The organism is Pseudomonas sediminis (assembly GCF_039555755.1).
In the GTDB taxonomy this organism is placed as follows: Bacteria; Pseudomonadota; Gammaproteobacteria; order Pseudomonadales; family Pseudomonadaceae; genus Aquipseudomonas; species Aquipseudomonas mendocina_D.
In genome coordinates, this window is record NZ_CP154631.1 from 2,120,220 (window position 1) to 2,137,868 (window position 17,649).

At 62.9% G+C, this 17,649-nt stretch carries 17 protein-coding genes and 2 pseudogenes; 12 read left to right on the forward strand and 7 right to left on the reverse strand.

All coding sequences use genetic code 11. The features are described from left to right. Positions 1-57 precede the first annotated feature (57 nt). The 10 genes from AAEQ75_RS10135 (at position 58) to AAEQ75_RS10180 (ending at position 8,848) form a co-directional block, all read left to right on the forward strand. Positions 58-1,275 carry a 2-octaprenyl-3-methyl-6-methoxy-1,4-benzoquinol hydroxylase gene (locus AAEQ75_RS10135; protein WP_343352080.1) on the forward strand — a complete coding sequence of 406 codons (1,218 nt, stop codon included), beginning with the start codon at positions 58-60 and terminating at the stop codon, positions 1,273-1,275. Positions 1,276-1,385: 110 nt separating this feature from the next. Continuing rightward, positions 1,386-2,387, forward strand: a complete 1,002-nt coding sequence (locus AAEQ75_RS10140) for an extracellular solute-binding protein (RefSeq protein WP_099524609.1) — start codon at positions 1,386-1,388, stop codon at positions 2,385-2,387. A gap of 148 nt (positions 2,388-2,535) precedes the next feature. Then, positions 2,536-4,152 carry an ABC transporter permease gene (locus tag AAEQ75_RS10145; RefSeq protein WP_143504644.1) on the forward strand — a complete coding sequence of 539 codons (1,617 nt, stop codon included), beginning with the start codon at positions 2,536-2,538 and terminating at the stop codon, positions 4,150-4,152. Between the two features lie 329 nt (positions 4,153-4,481). Beyond that, positions 4,482-5,579 carry a glycine cleavage system aminomethyltransferase GcvT gene (gene gcvT, locus AAEQ75_RS10150; RefSeq protein ID WP_343352084.1) on the forward strand — a complete coding sequence of 366 codons (1,098 nt, stop codon included), beginning with the start codon at positions 4,482-4,484 and terminating at the stop codon, positions 5,577-5,579. 94 nt (positions 5,580-5,673) lie between these two features. Next, complete coding sequence (gene gcvH, locus AAEQ75_RS10155) at positions 5,674-6,063, forward strand: glycine cleavage system protein GcvH (protein ID WP_003458665.1); 390 nt, start codon at positions 5,674-5,676, stop codon at positions 6,061-6,063. 307 nt (positions 6,064-6,370) lie between these two features. After that, complete coding sequence (locus tag AAEQ75_RS10160; RefSeq protein ID WP_125835201.1) at positions 6,371-6,685, forward strand: ArsR/SmtB family transcription factor; 315 nt, start codon at positions 6,371-6,373, stop codon at positions 6,683-6,685. Continuing rightward, entirely contained in the window at positions 6,682-7,116 is a 435-nt protein-coding gene (locus AAEQ75_RS10165) for a YeeE/YedE family protein (RefSeq protein ID WP_343352086.1), read from the forward strand. Before AAEQ75_RS10160 ends, AAEQ75_RS10165 begins: the two co-directional genes overlap by 4 nt. A gap of 2 nt (positions 7,117-7,118) precedes the next feature. Continuing rightward, the gene (locus AAEQ75_RS10170; RefSeq protein ID WP_256835614.1) at positions 7,119-7,538 is read left to right on the forward strand and encodes a DUF6691 family protein; all 420 of its coding nucleotides are present in this window, start codon (positions 7,119-7,121) and stop codon (positions 7,536-7,538) included. A gap of 14 nt (positions 7,539-7,552) precedes the next feature. Continuing rightward, positions 7,553-7,741 carry a YgaP family membrane protein gene (locus AAEQ75_RS10175; protein WP_074857615.1) on the forward strand — a complete coding sequence of 63 codons (189 nt, stop codon included), beginning with the start codon at positions 7,553-7,555 and terminating at the stop codon, positions 7,739-7,741. Between the two features lie 117 nt (positions 7,742-7,858). Continuing rightward, entirely contained in the window at positions 7,859-8,848 is a 990-nt protein-coding gene (locus AAEQ75_RS10180; RefSeq protein ID WP_125874199.1) for a cytochrome-c peroxidase, read from the forward strand. On the opposite strand, the gene AAEQ75_RS21965 is transcribed toward AAEQ75_RS10180, so the two are convergent. From AAEQ75_RS21965 to AAEQ75_RS10210, 7 genes and pseudogenes are all read right to left on the reverse strand, one after another. Continuing rightward, entirely contained in the window at positions 8,849-9,460 is a 612-nt protein-coding gene (locus tag AAEQ75_RS21965) for a methyl-accepting chemotaxis protein (protein ID WP_430523462.1), read from the reverse strand. Then, positions 9,440-10,168, reverse strand: a pseudogene (locus AAEQ75_RS21970) (PAS domain-containing protein); the annotation flags it as partial. The pseudogene AAEQ75_RS21970 and the gene AAEQ75_RS21965, both read right to left, overlap by 21 nt. Before the next feature lie 84 nt (positions 10,169-10,252). Continuing rightward, on the reverse strand, positions 10,253-11,359 hold the full coding sequence (gene aguA / locus AAEQ75_RS10190; RefSeq protein WP_343352094.1) for an agmatine deiminase: 1,107 nt from the start codon (positions 11,357-11,359) through the stop codon (positions 10,253-10,255). A 70-nt stretch (positions 11,360-11,429) separates the two neighbouring features. Further along, positions 11,430-11,741 (reverse strand): annotated as a pseudogene (locus AAEQ75_RS10195) (nitrilase-related carbon-nitrogen hydrolase); the annotation flags it as partial. Between the two features lie 372 nt (positions 11,742-12,113). Continuing rightward, positions 12,114-12,755 carry a TetR/AcrR family transcriptional regulator gene (locus AAEQ75_RS10200; RefSeq protein WP_343352096.1) on the reverse strand — a complete coding sequence of 214 codons (642 nt, stop codon included), beginning with the start codon at positions 12,753-12,755 and terminating at the stop codon, positions 12,114-12,116. 72 nt (positions 12,756-12,827) lie between these two features. After that, entirely contained in the window at positions 12,828-13,886 is a 1,059-nt protein-coding gene (locus AAEQ75_RS10205) for a polyamine ABC transporter substrate-binding protein (RefSeq protein ID WP_343352098.1), read from the reverse strand. Between the two features lie 221 nt (positions 13,887-14,107). Continuing rightward, positions 14,108-15,487, reverse strand: coding sequence for a glutamine synthetase family protein (locus AAEQ75_RS10210; RefSeq protein ID WP_143504635.1), 1,380 nt, complete (start codon positions 15,485-15,487; stop codon positions 14,108-14,110). Positions 15,488-15,762: 275 nt separating this feature from the next. On the opposite strand from AAEQ75_RS10210, the gene AAEQ75_RS10215 reads away from it, so the two are divergent. Then, a complete protein-coding gene (locus tag AAEQ75_RS10215) occupies positions 15,763-16,164 on the forward strand; it encodes a hypothetical protein (protein ID WP_343352101.1) in 402 nt (133 codons plus the stop codon). Positions 16,165-16,281: 117 nt separating this feature from the next. Continuing rightward, positions 16,282-17,640, forward strand: coding sequence for a glutamine synthetase family protein (locus tag AAEQ75_RS10220; RefSeq protein WP_343352103.1), 1,359 nt, complete (start codon positions 16,282-16,284; stop codon positions 17,638-17,640). Positions 17,641-17,649 lie beyond the last annotated feature (9 nt).

Consider the following 17,649-nt stretch of genomic DNA (forward strand, 5'->3'; position numbering starts at 1 on the left):
TGCGCACCAGCCGGAAGCCAGGGTGCGCACAGCGTGCCCTGGGGTTTAAGGAGTGATATGCGCGCGGATCTGATCATCGTCGGTGCCGGTATGGTCGGCAGCACCCTGGCTCTGGCGCTGGAGCACAGCGGTCTGGATATTCTGATCGTCGACGGCAGCCCGCTGAGCGTGTCGCCCTTCGATGCGCAGGCGCCGTTCGAGCCGCGCGTCAGCGCATTGTCAATGGCCAGCCAGCGCATTCTCGAGCGCCTGGGCGCCTGGCCAGGCATCGCTGCAAGGCGTGCCTGCCCCTATGGCGAGATGCGCGTCTGGGATGGCTCCGGTACCGGCAGCATTCACTTCGCTGCCGCCAGCGTGCATGCCGATACTCTGGGCCATATCGTCGAGAACCGTGTGGTGCAGGACGCTTTGCTAGAACGTCTGCACGACAGCCAGATCGGCCTGTTACCCGGCGCACGCTTGGAGCAACTGCGCCGCTCCGGCGACGACTGGCTGCTGACGCTCACCGATGGCCGCCAGCTGCGTGCACCGCTGCTGGTGGCGGCTGATGGTGCCAACTCCGCGGTGCGTCGCCTGGCCGGCTGCGCCACGCGCGAATGGGATTATCTGCACCATGCCATCGTCACCAGCGTGCGCTGCGAGCGTGCGCACCAGGCCACTGCCTGGCAGCGTTTCACCGATGACGGTCCGCTGGCCTTCCTGCCGCTGGCCGGGCCGGCCGGCGAGCACTGGTGCTCGATCGTCTGGTCCACCGTACCGGTCGAGGCTGAGCGCTTGATGGCGCTGGACGATGAGGCCTTCTGCGCCGAGCTGGGCAAGGCTTTCGAATCCCGCCTGGGCAAGGTGCTGCATGCCGATCGCCGTCTGTGCATCCCGCTGCGTCAACGCCATGCCAAGCGTTACGTGGAGCCGGGGCTGGCGCTGATCGGCGATGCCGCGCACACCATCCACCCGCTAGCGGGGCAGGGCGTCAACCTGGGCTTTCTCGATGCGGCGGTGCTGGCCGAGGTGCTGCTGCATGCCGCTATGCGAGGTGAGAACCTCAGTGATGAGCGCGTGCTGAGCCGTTTCGAGCGTCGGCGCATGCCGCACAACCTGGCGATGATGGCGGCTATGGAAGGCTTTCAGCGTCTGTTCCAGGCCGACCCGTTGCCGTTGCGCCTACTACGCAACGTCGGCCTCGACCTGGTCGACGGCCAGGCCGAAGCCAAGGCGCTGTTCGTGCGTCAGGCGCTTGGGCTGTCCGGCGACTTACCGGAACTGGCGCGAGCCTGAGCTGACGCAACTTGTAATAACTGCTGCGTGTGGTCTTGCTGTTTACGTTGAGAAGGCAAATAACATTCACTACTATTCAGCCACTTTGTAATCCACAAGAGGCTGGTCCCATGAAGGCTCGTAACGCGCTCCTCGCCGCATTCACTCTCAGCACCCTGGCAACTGCCGTCCAGGCTGCCGATGAAGTGGTGGTCTACTCCGCCCGCATCGATGAGCTGATCAAGCCGGTGTTCGACGCCTACACCGAGAAAACCGGGGTCAAGGTGAAGTTCATCACCGACAAGGAAGCCCCGCTGATCGCCCGCCTCAAGGCCGAGGGCGCCAACACCCCGGCTGACCTGCTGATCACCGTCGACGCCGGCAACCTCTGGCAGGCCGAGCAGGAAGGCGTACTGCAGCCGACCAAATCCGACGTGATCGATGCCAACATCCCCGCTCAGTATCGCTCCAGCACCGACAGCTGGACCGGCCTGTCGCTGCGTGCACGGACCATTTTCTACTCCACCGAGCGCGTCAAGCCTGAAGAGTTGTCCACCTACGAAGCGCTAGCAGACAAGAACTGGGAAGGCCGCCTGTGCCTGCGCACCAGCAAGAAGGTCTACAACCAGTCGCTGACCGCCACCCTGATCGAAGCCCATGGCGCCGAGAAGACCGAAGAAATCGTCAAGGGTTGGGTCAACAACCTGGCTACCGACGTGTTCCCGGATGACACTGCGCTGTTGCAAGCCATTGACGCCGGCCAGTGCGACGTGGGCATCACCAACACCTACTACTATGGCCGCCTGCACAAGCAGCAGCCGGATCTGAAGGTCAAGCCGTTCTGGCCGAACCAGAACGACCGTGGCGTGCACGTCAACCTGGCCGGTGCTGGTGTGACCAAGCATGCACCGCATGCCGAACAGGCCAAGAAGCTGCTGGAGTGGATGACCACCGCAGAAGCACAGAGCATCTTCGCCGGCGTCAACCAGGAATACCCGGCCAACCCGGCGGTCAAACCGTCTGCCGAGGTGGCTTCCTGGGGCACTTTCAAGGCCGATACCGTGGCCACCGAAGTGGCCGGCAAGCGCCAGGCCGAAGCGACCATGCTGATGGACCGAGCCGGCTGGCAGTAAGCGCGTAACGATTTGCTGCTCGTTTGCCCTGCTGATCGTGCCCACGCTCCGGCGTGGGAGAACGATCATCGACGAGCCCAGCGCTGCCGTTATACTGCGACGCCCCGCCTAGCCGGGGCGTCGTCATTTCCGTAGTCGAGGAGTCCGCGTGCCGCATCCCGTCCAGCGTCGCTGGTACCCCATCGTCCTTGCCGTCGCCGTTCTGGTGTTGATGCCGCTGTCGGTGCTGCTGCTGAGCTGGCACGACGTGGATCAGCAGATCTGGGCGCACCTGTGGCAGACGCAGATGGCACGGCTGATCGGTAATACGCTGACGCTGGTGATCGGTGTCGGCGTAGGGGTGACGCTGCTGGGCGTGAGCCTGGCCTGGCTCACCAGCCTCTGTGAGTTTCCCGGCCGGCGCTGGCTGGACTGGGCGCTGATGCTGCCTTTCGCCATTCCCGCCTACGTGCTGGCATTCGTTTTCGTTGGCCTGCTGGATTTCGCCGGCCCGGTGCAGACGCTGCTGCGCGAATGGTTCGGCAGTGGCTTGCGCCTGCCGCGCGTGCGCTCGACCGGCGGGGTGATCATCGTGTTGGTGCTGGTGTTCTATCCCTACGTCTATCTGCTCGCTCGTGGCGCCTTCCTGGCTCAGGGCAAGGGCTTGATGGAGGCGGCCCGGGTGCTCGGGCAAAGCCCCTGGCAGGCGTTCTGGCGGGTGGCGCTGCCAATGGCGCGCCCGGCCATCGGTGCTGGTCTGGCCCTGGCAATCATGGAGACTCTGGCGGATTTCGGCGCGGTGTCGGTGTTCAACTTCGACACCTTTACCACGGCGATCTACAAGACCTGGTACAGCTTCTACAGCCTGACCAGTGCCACCCAACTGGCCAGCCTGCTGCTGCTGGCCGTGGCGTTGGTGCTCTACGGCGAGCGTCGTGCCCGCGGCGCCGCACGACCGGCCAACGAGCGGCCGCGCGGCAAGGCGCTGTATCACCTGCACGGCTGGAAGGCCTTCGCGGCCAGCGCCTGGTGCGGTCTGGTATTCGCCTGCGCCTTCGTCATCCCGCTGCTGCAACTGCTGGCCTGGTTCTGGCAGCGCGGTCGCTTCGACCTCGATGAGCGATACGCCGGGCTGATCCTGCATACCCTTTACCTGGGCGGCATGGCGGCGCTGATCACGGTGAGCGTGGCCATGTTGCTGGCCTTTGCCCGGCGTCAGGCGCCGAATCGCAGCGTGCGTTTCGGTGTGGCGTTGGGCAACCTCGGTTATGCCTTGCCCGGTTCGGTGCTGGCGGTGGCGATCATGTTGGCCTTCAGTTTCCTCGATCGTGAACTGGTGATTCCGCTGTCCACGGCACTGGGCGGAGCCGGCAAGCCGCTGCTGATGGGTAGCCTCACGGCGCTGCTGGTGGCCTATCTGATCCGCTTCATGGCCGTGGCGTTCGGGCCGCTGGAAACCAGCCTGGCGCGGATTCGCCCGTCGCTGCCGGAGGCGTCGCGCAGCCTCGGTGTTGGCAGCTTCGGGCTGTTCTTCAGGGTCTATCTGCCGCTGCTGCTGCCGGGCACCTTGTCGGCCGCGCTGCTGGTATTCGTCGATGTGCTCAAGGAAATGCCGGCGACCCTGCTGATGCGTCCGTTCGGCTGGGACACCCTGTCGGTACGGGTATTTGAAATGACCAGCGAAGGCGAGTGGGCGCGCGCCTCGCTGCCGGCGCTGACCCTGGTGCTGGTCGGCCTGCTGCCGGTGATTCTGCTGATAAGGCGCTCGGCCCGAAGTTTCGGTTGATCAAGACAGCGATGTAGGGCGGGTGCAACCCGCCAGTGTCGGGGCATGGCGGGTTACACCCGCCCTACGACCTGAAGCCAGGATGACCCCCCGGACGCATGCGGCTACAATGCGCGCCATTCGCGAGCCGGGGTAACCCGGCGGACGTGCCGAGAAGCGTAGGCGAGGCGGCCAGTGCAAGGCGCAGCCAGGTGAAAAACGGCCGGGGTCGCGCCCGACTGTGCTCATACACATGAGCATTTTGAGCCTGGCTGTAACGCAGCAATGGCAACGCAGCTAGCTTCTCGGGGGTCTGAATCGCTTCGCCAAGCCCGGAAGGAGATTTACCCATGGGACAGCGCACCCCCCTCTATGAGCTGCACCTGGCGCTGGGGGCCAAGATGGTGGATTTCGGCGGCTGGGACATGCCGCTGCACTATGGTTCGCAAGTCGAGGAGCATCATCAGGTGCGCCGCGAGTGCGGCGTATTCGATGTCTCGCACATGTGTGTGGTGGACGTCAGCGGTGAGCAGGCGCAGGCCTACCTGCAGCACCTGCTGGCTAATGACGTGGCGCGCCTGCAGACGCCCGGCAAGGCGCTGTACAGCGCCATGCTCAACGAGCAGGGCGGGGTGGTCGATGACCTGATTGTCTACCTGACTGGCTCTTCTTCTCCGGCACCGGGCTACCGCCTGGTGCTCAATGCGGGGACTCGCGACAAGGACCTGGCCTGGATGCACGCCCAGACCGCCGAGTTCGCTGTCGAAGTGCGCGAGCGCCGCGACCTCGCGGTATTGGCCATTCAAGGCCCCAAGGCCCGTGCCCGTGTTGCCGAGTTGGTGACCCAGGCACGCGCCGCACTGATCCACGAGCTCAAGCCGTTCCAGGGTCTGCCCGAGGGTGACTGGTTCATCGCCCGAACCGGTTATACCGGTGAGGATGGTCTGGAAATCGTGCTGCCGGCGGCAGAGGTGGCGTCTTTCTTCAACGATCTGGTCGGTGCCGGTATTTCGCCGATTGGCCTGGGCGCGCGTGACACCCTGCGCCTGGAGGCGGGCATGAACCTGTATGGCCAGGACATGGACGAGCAGGTCAGCCCGCTGGCTGCCAACATGGCCTGGACCATCGCATGGGAACCAGCCGAGCGCGACTTCATTGGTCGTCCAGTGCTGGAAGCGCAGCGCGCCGCCGGCTGCCCGAGCAAGCTGGTTGGGCTGGTGCTGGAGGAGCGCGGCGTGCTGCGTGCACACCAGGTGGTACGCGTTGATGGCATTGGTGATGGCGAGATCACCAGTGGCAGCTTCTCGCCTACGCTGAACAAATCCATCGCGCTGGCGCGGGTACCGGCCGCGACCGGGGATCGTGCCGAGGTGGAGATCCGCGGCAAGTGGTACCCGGTGCGGGTGGTCAGGCCGAGCTTCGTGCGCAACGGTAAAACCCTTATCTGAATCATCAGGTCGCGGTGCTGGCTTCCCCTGGCGCTGCGGCCTGCTAAATTGTCCAGACGGCCCACTTGCCGTCACCGTTTACGAGGAATCAAACATGAGCAATATCCCCGCCGATCTGCGTTATGCCGCCAGCCACGAGTGGGCGCGCCTGGAGGCTGACGGTAGCGTGACCGTGGGCATTTCCGACCACGCCCAGGAAGCCCTCGGCGACGTGGTATTCATCGAGCTGCCGGAAGTCGGCAAGCAACTGAACGCCGGCCAGGAAGCCGGTGTGGTGGAGTCGGTCAAGGCTGCCTCCGACATCTATGCGCCGGTTGGCGGCGAAGTGATCGCCATCAACGAAGCGCTGGCTGACAGCCCGGAAAGCGTCAACAGCGACCCCTATGGCAGCTGGTTCTTCAAGCTCAAACCGAGCGACACCAGCGAGCTGGACAAGCTGCTGGACGCTGCCGCCTATCAGGCTGCTGCTGACGCCGACGCCTGATTCATCAGGCCTCTACCCGGAAACCCGCTGCGGCGGGTTTCTGTGTTTCTGGGCTCTGCTAGTGAATCCGCATGCAGGGCGTCAGTGGTAGCCCGGATGTATCCGGGGAGTGAGGCGCTTTAGCGGCGAGTTCTTGTCGCGGCTAAAGCCCCTCCCACGATTTGTGCTGTGCATGCATCGGTTGATGCAGGTAGGCGCGCTCTTGTAAGGCCCGTTCAATTCCCTCTTTAACCGCTGGTCGGTTGGGCTAACACTTACCCGGAATACAGTATATAAAAATACATATTGTATTGAGTGAGGGTGTTCCATGACTGAGCCCATCGATATCCAGCAGCTGCGTGCCAATGCCGACGCTGCCGGGCAACTGCTCAAGGCGCTGGCCAATCCGGATCGCCTGTTGCTGCTCTGCCAGCTGTCGCAAGGCGAGCGCAACGTCAGCGAGCTGGAGGCGCTGCTTGGTATCCAGCAGCCGACGCTGTCCCAGCAACTGGCGGTGTTGCGCCGCGAGGGGTTGGTGGAGACTCGTCGTGACGGCAAGCAGATCTTCTATCGCATCAGCAGCCCGGCGGCGCTGGCGGTGATCGAGACGCTCTACCGTCTGTTCTGCGAGGGCCGGCAATGAACATCGACTGGGCCAGCTTCACACCCTGGAGCGCCCTGGCTGGGGGGGCGCTGATTGGTCTGGCGGCTGCCATATTCGCCTTGGCCAATGGCCGGGTAGCGGGTATCAGCGGCCTGCTCGGCAGCCTGCTGCAGCGTCAGGGCGAAGGGCGCGGCGAAAAAGCAGCGTTCCTTGTTGGCCTGCTTCTGGCGCCCCTGCTCTGGGGATTGTTCGCGGCATTACCGTCGATTCATTTCGAGACTGGCAGTCTCGGCTTGATCGTCGCCGGCTTGCTGGTCGGTATCGGCACCCGTTATGGCTCGGGCTGCACAAGCGGCCACGGCGTCTGCGGTATTTCCCGCCTGTCGCCGCGCTCCATGCTGGCAACCCTGTGCTTCATGGCTACGGGTTTCGCCACGGTCTTTGTCCTGCGTCATCTCCTGGGAGCTTGAACATGGCCAGACTCAGTGCATTCGTCTGCGGCCTGCTGTTTGGTCTGGGCCTGCTGCTGGCGGGCATGGCCGACCCGGCCAAGGTGCTGGCATTTCTCGATCTGGCCGGCAATTGGGATCCCTCGCTGGCGCTGGTGATGGCCGGGGCCATAGGCGTAGCAGCGTTACCGTTGAACCTGGCGCAGCGGCGCAGTAAGGCGCTGCTGGGTGGCGCCATGCAGTTGCCGACCCGCCGCGATCTTGATGCTCGCCTGATTGGCGGCAGCCTGCTGTTCGGGGTCGGTTGGGGTATCGCTGGCATCTGTCCGGGGCCGGCTGTTGCCATCCTGCTGAGCGGGCACTGGCAGGCGCTACTGTTCGTCGCGGCGATGCTCGCCGGCATGCTGATCTTTACTGCGCTGGAAGGCCGGCGCGGACGTTGACCTGGAGAACCTCGATGAAAGCCAATGTTGGAACGCTCGACCGCAGTCTGCGCATCGCCGCAGGTCTGATTCTTATCGCGCTGAGTCTTGCCGGTGTCATCGGCCTGTGGGGTTGGATCGGTGTGGTGCCACTGGCGACCGGCATCTTCCGTTTCTGCCCGGCGTATCCATTGCTGGGTATCAACACCTGCAAAATGAAATGAAACATATCCACTGAGGCGAGATGCGCATGCGACTTGATGCAGATCAAGTCGCCCCGGGTGTGCGCTGGGCATGGTCGAGACATAACCAGAATAGCCAATACCTGAGGAGATACACACATGCGCACTCTGACCCTGCTGGCCGGATTGTGCTTGGGCGCCAGCGCCTGGGCCAATCTACCGGCCAACGAACCCGTCGAGCCGATCGCACCGGCCGAGATCACTGATCCGGCCAAGGTGGAGCTGGGCAAGCAGCTGTTCTTCGACCCGCGCCTGTCGCGCTCGGGGTTCATTTCCTGCAACTCCTGCCACAACCTGTCGATGGGGGGCAGCGACAACCTGCCGAGCTCAATCGGCCACAACTGGCAGCAAGGGCCGATCAATTCGCCGACCGTGCTCAATTCCAGTCTCAACCTCGCGCAGTTCTGGGATGGCCGCGCCGCCGACCTCAAGGAACAGGCCGCCGGCCCTATCGCCAACCCGATGGAAATGGCCTTTACCCACATTCTCGCCGTCGACGTGCTGCGCTCGATCCCGCAATACCGCGAGTCGTTCAAGGCCGTGTACAAAACCGACGAGATCACCCTGGACGAAGTGACCGATGCTATCGCCGAGTTCGAGAAGACCCTGGTCACGCCCAACTCGCGCTTCGACCTGTGGCTCAAGGGGGATGCTGAGGCCATCACCAAGACCGAGCTGGAAGGTTACGAGCTGTTCAAGTCCATCGGCTGCGTGGCTTGCCACAACGGCCCGGCGCTGGGCGGCAACTCGTTCCAGAAGATGGGCCTGGTAGAACCCTATGAAACCAGCAACCCCGCCGAAGGCGTTGCCGGTCTGACTGGCAAGGATGCCGACCGCTTCAAGTTCAAGGTGCCGACCCTGCGCAACGTCGAACTGACCTATCCCTACTTCCACGACGGTGCCTACTGGAAGCTGGAAGAGTCGGTGGACATCATGGCGCGCCTGCAGCTCGGCCGGCAGCTGAGCGAAGGCGATATTGGCAAGATCACCGCCTTCCTCAAGACCCTGACCGGCGAGCAGCCGAGCTTCGCCCTGCCGATCCTGCCGCCGTCTAACAATGACACACCGCGGCCGCAGCCATTCGAGTGATCAGTACTCCTCCAGCGCCTCGGCGAACTGGCGCACGGCATCGACAACCTGCCGTGCGCCGCTCTGGATTTCCTCGATCATCTGCCCGGCCTGGTTGACCAGCTCCACACCCTGCTCGACCTTGTGCTGACTGGACTGCATGTTGTCTACGGCGTCTTGCGCCAGCTCGTGGTTGCGCTTGACCACCTCGACGATCTCCACCGTGGCCTGTGCGGTACGCGCGGCCAGGCTGCGTACTTCATCAGCGACCACGGCGAATCCGCGGCCCTGCTCGCCTGCGCGCGCCGCTTCGATAGCGGCGTTGAGGGCCAGCAGGTTGGTTTGCTCGGCAATGCCGCGGATGGTCTGCACGATGCTGCTGATCATCTCCGACTGCTGACTGACCGCGCTAATGCCCTCGGCTGCGCGGGACAGCTCGTCGGCGATGCCGCGCACCATCGTGACGGTTTCGCTGATCACCTCGGCGCCATGCCGGGCACTGTCGTCGGTGCGTTGGGAAATTTCATAGGCAAGCTTGGCTGCATCAGATTCGGCCTGTTGCTGTTGCACCTGCGGGGTGATGTCACGGGCGAACTTGACGATCTTGTAGAGCGTGCCGCTGGCGTCGAACACCGGATTGTAGGTGGCGCTCAGCCAAATGATGTCGCCGTGGCGGTTGATGCGCTGGAATCGCCCTGAGAAGAATTCGCCGCGATTCAGGCGTGCCCAGAAGTCGCGGTAGGCAGGCGAGTCGGCCTCTTCGCGAGTGCAGAACAGGCGATGGTGCTTGCCGCGGATTTCGTCCAGGCGGTAGCCCATGGTTTGCAGGAAGTTGGCGTTGGCTTCCAGCACTTCGCCCTTGAGGTTGAACGCGATCACGGCCATGGAACGGCCGATCGCGTCGATCATGCTCTCCTGCTCCTGTTCGCGGGCCACCAGGGTGGTGATGTCGGTGGCCAGCTTGAGCACCGACTCGACGCGGCCATCGGCGCCCAGGATCGGGTTGTAGCTGGCTTCCAGCCAGACTTCCTGGCCCTGCTTGTTGCGGCGCAGGAAACGATCACGGATGTACTCGCCGGCCGCCAGGCGCTGCCAGAAACGCCGGTACTCGGCGCTGGCCTGGTAGTCGGGAAAGCAGAACAACCGGTGGTGCTGGCCCTGAATTTCTTCCAGGCGGTAGCCCACGGTCGTGAGGAAATTGTCATTGGCGCCGATGATGGTGCCGTCGGGTTTGAACTCAATCATGGCCGTCGAGCGATCGACGGCAGCCTTCCTGGCGAGAGCAGCTTGCAACTGTTGACGAGCCGCTTCCAGGGCTTGCTTGAGGGCTTTATTGAACATGATGTGCTCGAGAGGATACGGGGATGATCCCGACCTATATTATCGGCTTGGTCAGGATCTACTTGAACCCTGCGCGAGCAATTTTCAGCGCTGTTGCGGCGCCGGCTGTTGCTGGGTGATGCAGTGGATATTGCCGCCGCCCAGAAGGATCTCACGGCCCGGCACCATCACCACGCGATGCTCGGGGAAAATACGCTCAAGAATGGCGCGCGCCTCTTCGTCCTTCGGGTCATCGAAGCTCGGCGCGACAATGCCGCCGTTGACGATAAGGAAGTTGACGTAGGAGCCGGCCAGGCGAACGTCCGGGCTGCGCTCCTGGCTGCCGTCGACGATGTCGACCCCCGCGCACTCTTCGGCGGTGGCATGAATCGGGCCTGGAATGGGCATCTTGTGCACGGTCAGCTGACGGCCCTTGGCGTCGCGCACGCTTTCCAGCACGCGCATGGCGGCCTGACAGCGCGGGTAGTTGGGATCGTTCGCATCGTCGGTCCAGGCCAGCAGCACTTCACCGGGGCGCACGTAGCAGCAGAAGTTATCGACGTGGCCATCGGTCTCGTCGTTATACAGACCGTCCGGCAGCCAGATCACCGTATAGATGGAGAGGTGATCGCGCAGCACATTCTCGATCTCTTCGCGCGACAGGTGCGGGTTGCGGTTCTTGTTCAGCAGGCACTCCTCGGTGGTGATCAGGGTGCCTTCGCCATCGACATGGATCGAGCCGCCTTCGAGGACGAAACCTTCCGTGCGATAGCGCTTGCAGCCTTCGATCTCGAGAATCTTGCGCGCCACCTGATCGTCACGCAGCCACGGCCAGTACAGGCCGCCATCGAAGCCGCCCCAGGCATTGAAGGCCCAGTCCACGCCGCGCACTTCGCCACTGGCATCGGTCACAAAGGTCGGGCCGGTGTCGCGCACCCAGGCGTCGTCGGTGGTGATTTCCACCAGGCGGATGTTGGCGTCATCCAGGCGTGCGCGGGCGTTTTCGTACTGCGCCGCGGATACGCAGACGGTTACCGGTTCGAACTGGGCGATGGCCTTGGCCACGGCGGTGAAGGCTGCCTGCGCCGGCTTGCCGCCGTTGCGCCAGTTGTCCGGGCGTTCGGGCCAGACCATCCAGGTCTGGCTGTGTGGTGCCCACTCGGCAGGCATGTGGAAGCCATCGGCGCGTGGAGTCGTGGTCAACGTGGTCATATTTCGCTTCCGTAGGGTGCGCCATGCGCACCGGCAAAGTGTTTGGAGGGCTGGGTGCGCACAGCGCACCCTACCGGATCGACGGTGCTTTTCCGTCGAGCGTGGAAAGCGGCCAGTATAGGTTCGGCCGGCGGTCGCGGAACACACCCCAGGCGGTGCGCACCTTCTCCAGCTCGGTCAGGTCGAAGCTGTGCACCAGCACGCCTTCCACGGTCTGGTTCAGCTCCTCGACTTTCTCGCCGAACTGGTTGGCGATGAACGAGCTGCCGTAGAAGGTGATGTCGTAGCCGTCCTGCTCCTCGCGGCCGATGCGGTTGCTTGCCACCAGCGGCATCAGATTGGCGCCGACATGGCCCTGTTGCACACGCTGCCAGTGCTCGCGCGCCCTGTGCGGCAGCCTGGCGTACCAGCCTCTCGGCATTGGCGATGTTCGCGGGCGTATCCCAGGAGCAGGCCATCTGGGGCGCAGCGACGGTAACGATACTGGACATAAAGCACCTCTTGGCTCGTTCGCAAGCCGCTTCGGCGGTCTATTCAGAGTGCTGTGGCTGGACTTGGCCAAGGCTGGATGCTCGTTTTATATCCGATAAATATCGGTATTAGAAGGTGCTTTTTGTTGAATTAGCAAAATTTATACGATTTTGTCGGATTTATATTGGTTATGACCATGGGCGTGCAGTGTCGCCTAGGCTGCGCGCCGCGATCGAGCCGGGCGTCAGATACCATCGGTGCGCACGGCGCACCCTACGGGGGATTACGCCAATGGCGCAGGTCTTTTCGGCAGGGCAGCAGGCAGGTACAGGCCGAGGTAGGCATCGAACACACGCATGCCTTCCTCGGCCAGGCGTGGCGTGATTTTGCCGTGCAGCTGTACAGAGCGGGCATAGACGCGATCACCCAGTTCCATGGCCAGGGCGAAGACATCGATATCCATCGGTAGCTGCGGTAGGGGGAAGTGGCGGTCGAACAGCGCCTGCATCAGGCGGCCCAGTTCGATGTCGTGCTGATGGTCGGCCTGGGTTACCTCGGCCAGGCCATGCTGGGCGAGGATCAGCTGGCGCGCTGCGGCGTCGCGCGCGTAGATGTCCAGCATACGTTGTTCGACGATGCGCGACAGGTCATGCCAGGTGTTCAGACTGGCGTGTTCGACCGGCTCCTGCAGGCAGGCGCGAAAGGCTGCGTGCACGTCTGCAGTCAGGCCTTCGAGTAGTGTCGGCACGCTGGCGAAGAAGTGGTACACCGACGACGGTGGAATGCCTGCGTGCTCGGCCACCGTGTAGATCGACAGGTTGGCCATGCCCTGCTCGGCCAGCAGTTCGCGTGCTGCCGCCAGTATCACGGCGATACGGGCCTGGCTGCTGGCGCGTGGCTTGCGGGTGCTGGCGGGGCGCGACATGGCTGAGTCCTCGTGGGTCGAGGCGCTATTGGACGTCAGCAGGCGGCGGCGAGGCAAGCATCGCCGCCGTCATCAGCTACCGTCGCGAAACCGCTGCCAGACATCGCTGCGAACCTGGGCATGCTTCTCCGAAAGCACTTCCAGCGGATGCAGGCGGCGCTTGGTGTCCTGATCCGGATAAAGGCCGGGCTGTTCCAGTAGGGCTTTATCGATGAACGACATCGAATCGGCATTACCGTTGGGGTAGAGCGTTTCAGCGGTAATCTGGGCAATGACCTGCGGCTGCATCAGGTAGTCGATGAAGCGGTGAGCGAGGTCCGGCCGAGCGGCGTTGGCAGGAATTACCAGGTTGTCGATGAACAGCACCGAGCCTTCGTCCGGTACCACGAAGCGTACCGGCTGGCCGGCCTGCGCCGCTGCAAGGGCGTCTCCGACCCAAGCCATGGCCAGGCACAGGCGACCGTTGTTGAGGTCTGCGATATAGCGCTCGCTGTCGACGTAGCGCAGGTTCGGGCGTAGTGCCTCAAGCACTCCGCCGGCGCGCTCGACCCGGCTTGGTGCGCTGCGCGCCAGGCTGCGGCCCTGGTAGTTGAGCAGCAGCGACAGGGTTTCATCTGGCGCATCCAGCACGCTGATGCCGCAACTGGCCAGGCGCAGGCTCTGTTTGGCATCGAACAGCAGGCTCCAGCTGTCCGGCAGTGGTCCGCCATAGGCCGCCTCGGCCTGCGGCGTGTTGATCGCCAGGCCGACCGCGCCCCACAGGTACGGCACGGCGTGCTGGTTCTGTGGGTCGACCGCAGCCAGCTTGCTCAGCAACTGCTTGTCTAGGTGCGTGCGGTTGGGTAGCAGGTTGAAGTCCAGTGGGCGAATGCGGCCACTGGCGATCAGCGCCGGCAGCTCGCTGTGCGAGGGCGCGGCGATGTCGATGGGCTGGCCGCTTTGCAGTACGGCGGCCAGTTCTTCAGCACTGGCGAAGGTGTGGTACTCGACCTCGATGCCGGTGTCGCGGGTGAAGTCTTCCAGCACCTGCGGCGCGATGTAATCGTTCCAGTTGTAGACCCGAATGCTGTCGGCGGCCTGGGCCAGGCCACAGCTCAGGCCCAGCAGCACGGCGGCAATAGCGCGTTGCATGAGTAGCTCCCCGATGGATGAAGGCAACAGTATCCGGCGGCCTTGCTTGCCGGAGGTTGATTCATGTCAGCGGAGTCGCCGGGCGGCGAACCGCCGGCCCCGACGCGGGGTGTCGGAGTTGGCAGTTGGCAGGCAAAAAGAAGCCGGCTCCAGACCCTGTGAAAACGCAGCATGGCCGAGCGTTGTAGTTTTCACAGAGTCTGCGGCCGGCTTTCTCGGTGTTACACGGTATGCAGGTACCAGTTGTACTCGAGGTCGGAGATGGTGGTCTCGAACTCCTGCAGTTCGGCTTCCTTGCACGCGACGAAGATGTCGATGTACTTGGAGTCGATGTATTTGTTCATCACCTCACTGTCGTCCAGCTCGCGCAGCGCGTCACGCAGGTTGTTCGGCAGGCTGGGTTCGAGCTGCTCGTAAGAGTTGCCTTCGATCGGCTCGCCCGGTTCGATCTGGTTGGTCAGGCCGTGGTGGATACCGGCGAGGATCGAGGCCAGCATCAGGTAGGGGTTGGCATCGGCGCCGGCCACGCGGTGTTCGATGCGCACGGCATCCGGGCTGCCGGTGGGGATGCGAACGGCCACGGTGCGGTTGTCCAGTGCCCAGCTCGGCGCGTTGGGGACATAGAACTGCGCGCCGAAGCGGCGATAGGAGTTGACGTTGGGGCAGAGGAACGCCATCGACGCGGACATGGTGTCGAGGATGCCGCCGACGGCATGACGCAGCGAGGTGTTCTCCAGCGGATCTTCGGCCGCGAAGATGTTCTTGCCGGTCTTCTTGTCCAGCAGCGAGATGTGCACGTGCAGACCGTTGCCCGCCTGGCCTGGATAGGGCTTGGCCATGAAGGTGGAATCCATTTCATGGTCGTAGGCGATGTTCTTGATCAGGCGTTTGAGCAGCAGGGCGTAGTCGCAGGCCTTGATGGCGTCTTCGACGTGGTGCAGGTTGACTTCGAACTGCGCCGGGGCGCTTTCCTTGACGATGGCGTCGGCGGGGATGTCCTGCTCCTTGGCGGCTTCGAGCATGTCCTGCAGGCAATCGACGTACTCGTCGAGGTCATCGATCAGGTAGACCTGGGTCGAGTGCGGGCGTTTGCCGGAGATCGGCGAGCGCGGTGGCTGCGGACGACCGTTCACGTTCTCCTGGTCGATCAGGTAGAACTCCAGTTCAAAAGCTGCGCAGATACGCAGGCCCAGTTCGTCGAACTTCTGTACCACCTGGCGCAATACCTCGCGCGGGTCGGCGAAGAAAGGCGTGCCGTCCAGCTCGTGCATGGTCATCAGCAGCTGCGCGGTTGGGCGCTTCTGCCAGGGTTCGTTGCACAAGGTATTGGGGATGGGGAAGCAGATACGGTCGGCGTCGCCGATGTCCAGGCCAAGGCCGGTGCTCTCGACGGTGGAGCCATTGATGTCGAGCGCGAAGAGCGAGGCGGGCAGGTTGATGCCTTTCTCGTACACCTTATGAAGGGCGTTCCGGTCGATGCGCTTGCCGCGCACCACACCATTCATATCTGCAATAAGAAGGTCGACGAACTGGACCTCGGGATGTTCCTTGAGGAACGCGTTCGCTTCGTTAAGCTGAACGGCACGCGGGGGTACCGACATGATGCAACACCTTTTTGTTAAATATATCAATCATGCGACTGCATGGGTGTGAGTCAATCCGAAACGCACTTTACTGTCAAGCAGGCCACATGATGCCCTCTAGTGGGGCGTGATGGCCATTTTTGGGGCATTTCAAGGCCTTTCAGGGGGCTCCAAACCTTGATCTTTCAGGGTGCACAGCGGGGTGTGTTCAATTTTTTACAGGACTATTGTGTAAAAAAATGAACAAGGCTAAGCTCGGTTCAAACCCATAACAGCAATAATACGGGTGTCTCATGTTTTCCCTGCCGGCCATCGGCGTCAGCGCTTGTGCCAGGACCATCGGTCACGCTACCTCTTCCCGCAACAGCGAGGCGAATCTGCATATCATGCGGGCCCGAATGGTCATGAGCATGACCGCTGCAATGCGGCAACATCCTTTCTTTGTGCCCGGCGCGTCGCACGACCTGCCTGATCCGGTTTTTCGTTCATTGCATACCCAGCACGATAGCGTACGCGGCCGTGTGACGCTGTCTGCTGCGCGCCTTGGCCCGCGTCCTGCAATACACAAGGCGCTCGCCTGCTTCGCCGGGCGCGTGCTATGTCGCGAGATAGACGGCCCGATGTTCGAATACAAGGGTGAGCGATTTTCTTTCTGTGGTGTGCAAAGTCGGGTACCGGAGGTGTCGCACCCCTAGTAGCATCCACACGAATATCTCGCCTTCTTCCAGGCCTTTGGTGAGGCTTGCAGGGAGAGGGCGGGGCAACGCTGAACCCGCTATAACAAAAGCAGGTTCTACAACCCTGAGGTCTCTATGAGTACCAAGCTAGACCAGCTCACGAGCTGGCTGAAAGAACGCAAAATCACCGAAGTCGAATGCCTGATCAGCGATCTGACCGGCATTGCCCGCGGCAAGATCTCGCCGACCAACAAGTTCCTCGATGAGAAGGGCATGCGCCTCCCCGAGAGCGTGCTGCTGCAGACCGTGACCGGCGACTACGTCGAGGACGATATCTATTACGACCTGCTGGACGAGGCGGACATCGACATGTTCTGCCGTCCGGACCCCAACGCTGTCTTCGTCGTGCCCTGGGCCATCGAGCCCACCGCCATGGTGATCCACGATACGTTCGACAAGCAGGGCAATCCCATCGAGCTGTCGCCGCGCAACATCCTCAAGAAGGTGTTGCAGATGTATGCCGACAAGGGTTGGAAGCCCATCGTCGCGCCGGAGATGGAGTTCTACCTGACCAAGCGCAACAGCGACCCGGACTTCCCGCTGGTGGCGCCTGTTGGCCGCTCCGGCCGTCCGGAAACCGGCCGTCAGAGCTTCTCCATCGATGCGGCCAACGAGTTCGACCCGCTGTTCGAAGACATGTACGACTGGTGCGAACTGCAAGGCCTGGATCTGGACACCCTGATCCATGAAGAAGGCCCGGCGCAGATGGAAATCAACTTCCGTCACGGCGACGCGTTGCACCTGGCTGACCAGATTCTGGTGTTCAAGCGCACCATGCGTGAGGCTGCGCTCAAGCATGATGTGGCAGCCACCTTCATGGCCAAGCCGATCACCGACGAGCCGGGCAGCGCCATGCACATTCACCAGAGCGTGGTCGACCTGAAGACTGGCAAGAACATCTTCTCCAACGACGACGGCACCATGAGCGAGCTGTTCATGCATCACATCGGGGGGCTGCAGAAGTACATCCCCGAGCTGCTGCCACTGTTCGCGCCGAACGTTAACTCGTTCCGCCGCTTCCTGCCCGATACCTCGGCGCCGGTGAACGTGGAGTGGGGCGAGGAGAACCGCACCGTCGGCCTGCGCGTGCCTGAGGCGACTCCGCAGAACCGTCGTGTGGAAAACCGCCTGGCCGGCGCTGACGCCAACCCGTACCTGGTGCTGGCAGCTACTCTGCTGTGCGGCTACATGGGTATGGTCGGCGGGGTGAGGCCCGGTGCACCGGTCAAGGGCCGTGGTTACGAGCGTCGCAACCTGCGCCTGCCGGTGACCATCGAGAGCGCTCTGGAGCGGATGGAAGCGTGCAGGGACGCCGAGAAATTCCTCGGCGAGAAGTTCATCCGTGGCTATGTCGCGGTCAAGCGTGCCGAGCACGAGAACTTCAAGCGCGTGATCAGCTCCTGGGAACGCGAGTTCCTCCTGCTGTCGGTGTAAAAGGCTACC

Excerpts from the sequence above, each read along its gene's own strand:
- AAEQ75_RS10140 (WP_099524609.1), top strand. The coding sequence starts at position 1,386 with ATGAAGGCTCGTAACGCGCTCCTCGCCGCATTCACTCTCAGCACCCTG.
- AAEQ75_RS10165 (WP_343352086.1), top strand. The coding sequence starts at position 6,682 with ATGAACATCGACTGGGCCAGCTTCACACCCTGGAGCGCCCTGGCTGGG.
- AAEQ75_RS10205 (WP_343352098.1), bottom strand. The coding sequence starts at position 13,886 with ATGCAACGCGCTATTGCCGCCGTGCTGCTGGGCCTGAGCTGTGGCCTG.
- gcvT (WP_343352084.1), top strand. The coding sequence starts at position 4,482 with ATGGGACAGCGCACCCCCCTCTATGAGCTGCACCTGGCGCTGGGGGCC.
- AAEQ75_RS10180 (WP_125874199.1), top strand. The coding sequence starts at position 7,859 with ATGCGCACTCTGACCCTGCTGGCCGGATTGTGCTTGGGCGCCAGCGCC.
- gcvH (WP_003458665.1), top strand. The coding sequence starts at position 5,674 with ATGAGCAATATCCCCGCCGATCTGCGTTATGCCGCCAGCCACGAGTGG.
- AAEQ75_RS10210 (WP_143504635.1), bottom strand. The coding sequence starts at position 15,487 with ATGTCGGTACCCCCGCGTGCCGTTCAGCTTAACGAAGCGAACGCGTTC.
- AAEQ75_RS10160 (WP_125835201.1), top strand. The coding sequence starts at position 6,371 with ATGACTGAGCCCATCGATATCCAGCAGCTGCGTGCCAATGCCGACGCT.
- aguA (WP_343352094.1), bottom strand. The coding sequence starts at position 11,359 with ATGACCACGTTGACCACGACTCCACGCGCCGATGGCTTCCACATGCCT.
- AAEQ75_RS10220 (WP_343352103.1), top strand. The coding sequence starts at position 16,282 with ATGAGTACCAAGCTAGACCAGCTCACGAGCTGGCTGAAAGAACGCAAA.
- AAEQ75_RS10170 (WP_256835614.1), top strand. The coding sequence starts at position 7,119 with ATGGCCAGACTCAGTGCATTCGTCTGCGGCCTGCTGTTTGGTCTGGGC.
- AAEQ75_RS10135 (WP_343352080.1), top strand. The coding sequence starts at position 58 with ATGCGCGCGGATCTGATCATCGTCGGTGCCGGTATGGTCGGCAGCACC.
- AAEQ75_RS10200 (WP_343352096.1), bottom strand. The coding sequence starts at position 12,755 with ATGTCGCGCCCCGCCAGCACCCGCAAGCCACGCGCCAGCAGCCAGGCC.
- AAEQ75_RS10215 (WP_343352101.1), top strand. The coding sequence starts at position 15,763 with ATGTTTTCCCTGCCGGCCATCGGCGTCAGCGCTTGTGCCAGGACCATC.
- AAEQ75_RS10175 (WP_074857615.1), top strand. The coding sequence starts at position 7,553 with ATGAAAGCCAATGTTGGAACGCTCGACCGCAGTCTGCGCATCGCCGCA.